General features: G+C 33.4%; 7 protein-coding genes. All 7 read right to left on the bottom strand.

All coding sequences use genetic code 11. The annotated features are described in order from the left end of the window. Window positions 1-295: 295 nt before the first annotated feature. The 7 genes from AC1DVP_RS09835 to AC1DVP_RS09865 all read right to left on the bottom strand — a co-directional run bounded on the left by AC1DVP_RS09835 (window position 296) and on the right by AC1DVP_RS09865 (window position 6573). Window positions 296-1012 (bottom strand): DUF4369 domain-containing protein, encoded by a 717-nt coding sequence (locus tag AC1DVP_RS09835; protein WP_477183299.1) that lies wholly within the window; start codon window positions 1010-1012, stop codon window positions 296-298. Window positions 1013-1201: 189 nt separating this feature from the next. Continuing rightward, window positions 1202-3064 (bottom strand): M61 family metallopeptidase, encoded by a 1863-nt coding sequence (locus AC1DVP_RS09840; protein WP_477183300.1) that lies wholly within the window; start codon window positions 3062-3064, stop codon window positions 1202-1204. A 167-nt stretch (window positions 3065-3231) separates the two neighbouring features. Continuing rightward, the gene (locus tag AC1DVP_RS09845) at window positions 3232-3510 is read right to left on the bottom strand and encodes a DUF2805 domain-containing protein (protein ID WP_194644167.1); all 279 of its coding nucleotides are present in this window, start codon (window positions 3508-3510) and stop codon (window positions 3232-3234) included. A gap of 168 nt (window positions 3511-3678) precedes the next feature. Further along, complete coding sequence (locus AC1DVP_RS09850; protein ID WP_477183301.1) at window positions 3679-4281, bottom strand: alpha-ketoglutarate-dependent dioxygenase AlkB family protein; 603 nt, start codon at window positions 4279-4281, stop codon at window positions 3679-3681. A 73-nt stretch (window positions 4282-4354) separates the two neighbouring features. Next, window positions 4355-5062, bottom strand: a complete 708-nt coding sequence (gene aqpZ, locus AC1DVP_RS09855; protein WP_477183302.1) for an aquaporin Z — start codon at window positions 5060-5062, stop codon at window positions 4355-4357. A 153-nt stretch (window positions 5063-5215) separates the two neighbouring features. Beyond that, window positions 5216-6118, bottom strand: a complete 903-nt coding sequence (locus AC1DVP_RS09860) for an EamA family transporter (protein WP_477183303.1) — start codon at window positions 6116-6118, stop codon at window positions 5216-5218. A gap of 23 nt (window positions 6119-6141) precedes the next feature. After that, window positions 6142-6573: a DUF2721 domain-containing protein gene (locus AC1DVP_RS09865; RefSeq protein ID WP_100433445.1), complete on the bottom strand. Its 432-nt coding sequence runs from the start codon at window positions 6571-6573 to the stop codon at window positions 6142-6144. Between the last annotated feature and the right edge of the window lie 350 nt (window positions 6574-6923).

Raw genomic sequence — 6923 nt, forward strand, 5'->3', positions numbered from 1 at the left:
GGTTTGTGATTTGGGTGCCAAAAAATGGGATCAGGTGCAAAAGTTGGGGATAGGCAAAAAGATTGAATAATCTGAACAAGAAGAAATCGATATTGCTGTTAATTCCTATTGGCTCGCGAGAGGGATAGGAAGAAGCTACCGAAGTAGCCTGGATAGCCCGACCGTAACTTCATAAAAGGGCGAATAACCAGAATGGTGAGTTAGCCTTTTTATGGGGTTACGGTCTCGCCCAAATACTTATATGTATAAAAAAACCGCCTTGATAAGGCGGTTTGGATATGTAAAAAATGTTAAATTATTTTGTTTCGCTTTTCTTGATGTCATTCACATATTTAGTCAATTTTTTGCCATAAAGAGAGTTGGCAACTTTTGGTGTCATTGATTTTTGAATGGTATCCAAGTACTTAATATTGATGTCGTAAATTTCAGCCAAAGCAATATATGGTGATACTTCGTGATCTTTATTGTTTACTGCAAAATTGGTAGCATAAAGATATTTGCGCTTGATGTTGTTGTCTTGGGCTGCGGTAATGCTGTCTAATGCTTCAGTGTTATTGTTCTTTAAGGCTTTGAATTTTTTCTCTATCAGAGTTAGATTTTCATCATTGAAGCGAGAGTTTATTTTTTTGTATTCCTCATACAATTCTTGATTTTTAGAACCAGTAATTTTTGCGCTTGAGATGAATGAATCTAAGTTGGTGTCGATATTTATTGTGCCAGCTTCTGCAAAAAACATGATGTTGTTGTCAAGAGAATTGGTTACGCCTCTGTCAAGATATAAATACAGCATTTCTGGTGACTTTAAATCAAGATTGCTTTCAAATGTTGATTGTCCGTCAATCTTGATAGTGTCGATAGCAATTAGAGCAGAATCATTATATTTTTGAATGTATAAAGTTCCTTCTTTTAGTCCTTTGATGTTTCCTGTGATATGCAGATTTGTTTTAGATTCATTTTTGTTACACGCAACCAAAAGAAGAAGGGAAACAAAAGCAATAATAGAATTTTTCATGTGTAAGTAAATTGGTTTTTTGGGAACATAAAACACGATTCTGCAGTATTGAAGAATGGCAATTTTAGTTTTGTTTATTTTTGCGCAAAATAAAGAAAATTGTTGAAATGAATGGTTTAATGGGAGTGAATTTCAAAAAAAAATCCCAATCTAAAAAACTAGATTGGGATTTTATAGAGGTTATTAAGATTATCCTTTCAGCCAAGCTGTTCTTAAAGTGGCTTTTGATGCATCTGTAGCTTCAGGACCTTCTGAATCTACATAAGGAAATTTTACGTTTCCTTTTATTATTTGTTCTTTTCCATCACGTTTGATTTTGATTGAAATTGGATCATTTTCTTTCCATTTTTGACTATCGCTAATCATTTCATAAATATTGTCAAGAGAATAAGGTTTGTCATTGATGGAAAGGATGATATCTCCACCTTTTAGGCCTAATGCAGTATAGAAAACATGTAATTCTTTGTTTGGAGCAACAAAAATTTCTTTATTTTCTTTGTTTACGCCAATGTATGGGACTTGTCCTTTTAAAAATATACCTTCTGGCGTTTTTTTGGTAACTTTTGTTATGCCTACTTTTGCTAAATAATCATAGTATGGGATTGGAGTTGTACCAGAAACGTATTTGGTTAAAAATTCACCTACTTCTGGAGAAGTTAATGAAGTTATTTTTGTAAATAAATCAGCATCATTAAATGGTTTTGATATTCCATATTCATTAGATAGTTGATGCATTAAATTCAATATTCCTTTTTTTCCATTACTGCTTTCTCTAATTTGAATATCCAGACACATGCCAATTAATGCTCCTTTTTGATATACATTTAGATATTGATCTTTATACGGTTCAGTCAAAACGTTTGCGCTCATTGTAGTGAAAGGCATAGTGTCATTCATTGCATTGGCACTTTGTATTTTTTCGCCTATGCGGGAATAAAACTCGTTTTCATCAATTAATCCTTGATTGATTTGGAATAAATTGGCAAAATATTCAGTTACTCCTTCATACATCCATAAATGCTGAGACATTTTTGGAGCATTATAATCAAAATACTGAATTTCTTTTGAGTGAATGGTCAAAGGAGTTACGATATGAAAGAATTCATGAGAAACTACGTCTTTCATTTGTTTTACCAATTCGTCTTTTGGCATCATTTCGGGCATTACAACAGTGGTTGCCGTAGGATGTTCTAATGCTCCAAAACCTTTGGCATCAGTAGGTGACATAGTAGAAAGATACAGGATAACTGTATATTTTTTTGTAGAATTGACTTTGCCTAAAAATGTTTTTTGTGCAGTCATCATTGTTTTCATTTCAGGAGTAATGCTTTCTGCCGTAAATTTTCCAGATGGTGAATAAACTGCAATTTCAATATCCATTCCGTCTATTGTAAAAGTGGTGTAGTCTGGTTTAGAATACATAATTGGGTTTTCTAATAACTCTGAATAAAGAGGCATCTCGAAAACATCTGATGTAGATGTTCCGTCTTTATCAATCATTGATGTTGCACCAAAAAGTGCTGCAGGATGAGGTATGGTAACTTTGTACGGCATTTCTTTTTTGTCTTGAAAATAACCCACAAAACCATGTAAGTTTAACATGAAATTTTTATCTGCATCAATGTTAGTGCCTGCTGGTGAGAAAACATCGTCTTGTCCAAAACCTCTTCCTTTTTCAGTATCGAATGTATCGTTTACCAAGTAAGTAATTTTTATTAATGATTTTGCATTTTTTATTAACCAAGTGTTGTCATCTGTTTTTGAAACAGTCAATAAATTGCCTTTTTTGTCATAGGCTTTAAAATCGGCAACATATTTTCCGTAATCATCAACTGAGTAAGTTCCTGGGACAGTCTTTGGAAGACTATAAGTGATATCTTCTGTTTTAATTTTTGGAGCTTTTACAGTAACCAAAACCTGATCGTCTTTTACATCGGTAAGATTGATGTTGACCTCGATTTCTTCTTTTTTTGGATCTGTGTTTTTTGGTGTGTTTGCTTTACTCGTCCAAATTAAAGAAGAGAAAGCAAGAGCAAAGATTATTTTTTTCATTTTATTTATGTTTGTTTATGGGTTAGTATTTCGAACTCCAAAAAAGTTACAAAAAGAAGATAATAAAGTCGTTTAAGTTACAAAAAAACGAAAAGTATTTTTAGTTTATTCTTTGAGATGGATTTTTTAAATAAAAAACTCCTGATATACAGGAGTTTGAATGTTGGTTAGTCTAATTTATTTTTTATGTAATATTTTCCATCTAAGTCTTCATCAAAATCATCGATTTTTAAAGGCTTCGGTTTAGGTTTGCTTGCAATTGCTTTCTTTTTCCACATTTCGTATTTTTCAGTTGGCATTTTCTTTTTCATAATTTCAAGAACCTCCTTCTCAGCTAATCCAAATTCTTTTTGAATAATTTCAAATGGATTTCTTTCTTCTTGGGCCAATGTAATCAGTCTTTCTGTTTGTTCCCAGTTTAATTCTTTGCGGCTACTCTTTTTCATCACGTGAAAATTAATTCAGTTTGTTTTAATGATTAATAAAATTGATTTTAAATCTTATACCAATATTAATAAAAATTATAATTACTTTTTATTTTAAGTTAAAAAAAAATCAATTTTTTAACTCTTTTAAATTAGTGATATTTTTAATAAGGAATATTGAGAATTCCTTTATTGAATTACTCTAAAAGTAAGGTTTATTCGAGAACCAATATTTTTTGCTGTCTTAGGAACTTGATGTTTCCAGAAATGCTGTGTTGTGCCTTTCATTAATAGTAAACTGCCGTTTTCTAAAATGATATTCTTTTTTTGCGAGGTATCTGTATTATGTTTTAGCTGAAAGTTCCGTTCAGCGCCTAAGCTTAGTGATGCAATTACTGGATTTATGCCTAATTCTTTTTCATTATCAGCATGCCAGCCGTTGCTGTCATTACCGTCTCTATAGTAATTTAATAAAACGGTTGTGAAATTAGTTCCGGAAACACTTTCGACCAAGGATTTGATTTTTTGGAGAGTCAATGTCCAGTTATGGGGCTGCATGGTGATGTTGGAATAGGAGTAGGGCTTTCCTTCATTTCCATATAAAACAGTTAACCGCGGCTGTAAATGTTTTTTTCCATAAACTGTAATTTCATCCTGTTGCCAAGGAGTGTTTTCAAGTAATTCCAAGAAAAGAGAATTGGCTTCCTCTTTTGAAAGAAAAACAGGGAAGTAGATGATTTCGGCATCGGGTAAATCAAAAATTATGGGCTCGGATTTAAAAAGTGAATTCATATTGCAAAAATAAAGAGAAAAACAAAATACTCGATTTCGTTTTCTCTTTATAATTTATTTTATGTTGCAAAATTTAAGCTTCAGAATGGTCTTGCAATAAAGTTTTGTAAATAAAACCAGCTGCAACTGCACCCAAAATGGGAGCCACCCAAAACAACCAAAGCTGTGATAATGGTTCGCCGCCTACAAAAATGGCTTGTGATAGAGATCTTGCAGGGTTTACTGATGTATTTGTAATAGGAATACTAATCAAGTGAATTAATGTTAAGCCTAGTCCAATAGCAATTCCGGCAAATTTTCCATTGGCAAATTTATCTGTGGCGCCAAGTATTATCAAAAGGAAAAACAAGGTTAAAACAAATTCAGCAATAAATGCCGACTGTAAAGAGTACCCATCTGGAGAAAAAGCACCATATCCATTAGAAGCAAAAGCGCCAGCTTTTGTGTTGTCAATCATAAATCCAGCTTTTCCAGAAGCGATTGTAAACAATGTTCCTGCTGCAGCTATAGCTCCTATGCATTGAGCTATAATATAAGGCAGTAAATCTTTGATCGAAAATTTCCCGCCTGCCCATAATCCAAAAGATACTGCGGGATTAAAATGCCCTCCAGAGATATGCCCAACAGCATAGGCCATAGTTAAAACTGTTAGTCCAAAAGCTAATGAAACTCCCACGAATCCAATTCCTAAATCAGGTATGCCTGCGGCAAATAATGCACTGCCACAACCTCCAAAAACCAACCAATACGTTCCGAAAAATTCTGCAAAAAGTTTTTTCATGATAAAAAAATTTAGTTAATAGATTATTAGTTAAAATGAATCAAATAGTAATCCTATACAATGCCGTTGTGATTTAGTAAGAATTGTATGGTTTACGAATTTATAAAAAAATAACGTATAATTATTATAAGACTAATTTTTTAATGCTGATAATCAGTGGTATTGCTGTTTTTTAAAGTTTACATTCATTATTACTATGGCTAGTATAATAAGGAGTATTCCAATCCATTGTATTAAGACGACATTTTCATGAAGAAGAAAGTAAGCCATTAAAACAGAAACAGGAAGTTCTAATGCCGAAATGATGCTCCCCAGTCCTATGCCGGTAAGAGGGAAACCAGCATTCATTAACATTGGCGGAATAATAGTGCCAAACAGTGATAGTATAATTCCCCATTTTAAGAATATTTCAAAATGAAAAGCTGTGTTTAGAGTGGCAACCGCAAAGATAAAAACAATTATGGCACCGCCCAAAAGCATGTACAAACTGCGTTGCGCCGATGATATTCCTAGTGCCACCCGATTAGCAGTAAACATAGTAGTTGTGAAAGAACATGCTGCCAGCATTCCTAAAAGAATCCCCTGCCAGTCCAGCCGAATTTCATTTTGAAAGACATTTGTTGCCAAAAGGGTTCCTGCTAGTACCACAAGCGCAGCTATAATTTTTTGTACTGAAGGGATTTTTTTTTCTAAAATCATTTCTAATAATAAACCAATCCAAACCGTTTGCATTAATAATATGATAGCAATAGAAACTGGAATGTGTTTTACGGCTAGATAATAAAATACGCTTGTCAAGCCCGTAGATGTTCCAGCAAGCATTAATTGAAATATGTTTTTTGGTGTAGCTTTTATAACCTCATTTTCACTTTTAGCTTTTTGAAATCCATTAATAATAAGGATTCCAGCAATGCCTAAAATAAATTGGGAGATGGTAACTTCGGCAGTGGTATATCCTTCTGTGTAAGCCATTTTTACAAATGTAGCCAGCATCCCGTAGCTAGTTGCCCCAATTGCTACCAAGAAAACTCCTTTAAGTGTATTGTTTTTAAACATTATTGAGATGAGATTATAAAAAATTATTTTGATTCAACAGTAGAATGTTGCTCTTTTTCAAGTTCTTTATGAGTCAAATCGCTCAAATGCAAACGCAGTGCATCAACCGAAATATTAATCTCCCAAAAACACAGAGCCAAAGAGATTAACAAGGCAAGCAAACTAAAACCAAATAAGTAAATTCCAGTCAATTGATAATCTAAAAATAACACAAGCATTGTGAAAACAGATAGGAATAAACTCAGTACGCCTGCCATTTGCATAAAACGAATAAGAGTCAGCCGTAGGTTAAGGTTTTTTATTTCCAGTAAAATCATCCGATTCTCTTTTTCTTTATAAGCTTTTTTTAGACCGCGAATAATGGTGGCAAGTGTCAAAAACCGATTGGTATAAGCTAATAATATTAAGGAAGTAGCAGAAAACAGTAAAGCTGGGGTTTCAATATGAAGTGTCATTAATGTAATATTTAGGATGCAAAGTTCGCTTTTTTTAAGGAGTAATAAAAACTGCAGGCATAGTTTGTAAAGATTCGAGATGATTATTAAGATGATTATTAAGATGATTGTTTCTCTTTTTTGTTTTAATGATAATCAGTGGCTTCCACCTGCTCTTCGTTTCAATTTTGCGTTCCGAACCCCGGCCCGCAGGGAAAGGATTTCCACTTCTATCAGGGCTAGGGTCTCGGTATTTCATAAGAGAGATTCCTCCTTTGTATATAAGGTGTAGTTTTTCAAGAGCGGTAAAGTGTGCAGGATTCATAAAGAAACCTCCAAAATCCGGCTAAAACCGATATAACTCTGCAAAA

The organism is Flavobacterium sp. P3_A6 (assembly GCF_056403035.1).

What these genes read in the sequence shown, in the direction of transcription:
- AC1DVP_RS09845 (WP_194644167.1), bottom strand. Translation starts at nt 3,510, where the DNA reads ATGAAAAAGAGTAGCCGCAAAGAATTAAACTGGGAACAAACAGAAAGA.
- AC1DVP_RS09840 (WP_477183300.1), bottom strand. Translation starts at nt 3,064, where the DNA reads ATGAAAAAAATAATCTTTGCTCTTGCTTTCTCTTCTTTAATTTGGACG.
- AC1DVP_RS09860 (WP_477183303.1), bottom strand. Translation starts at nt 6,118, where the DNA reads ATGTTTAAAAACAATACACTTAAAGGAGTTTTCTTGGTAGCAATTGGG.
- AC1DVP_RS09850 (WP_477183301.1), bottom strand. Translation starts at nt 4,281, where the DNA reads ATGAATTCACTTTTTAAATCCGAGCCCATAATTTTTGATTTACCCGAT.
- AC1DVP_RS09865 (WP_100433445.1), bottom strand. Translation starts at nt 6,573, where the DNA reads ATGACACTTCATATTGAAACCCCAGCTTTACTGTTTTCTGCTACTTCC.
- aqpZ (WP_477183302.1), bottom strand. Translation starts at nt 5,062, where the DNA reads ATGAAAAAACTTTTTGCAGAATTTTTCGGAACGTATTGGTTGGTTTTT.
- AC1DVP_RS09835 (WP_477183299.1), bottom strand. Translation starts at nt 1,012, where the DNA reads ATGAAAAATTCTATTATTGCTTTTGTTTCCCTTCTTCTTTTGGTTGCG.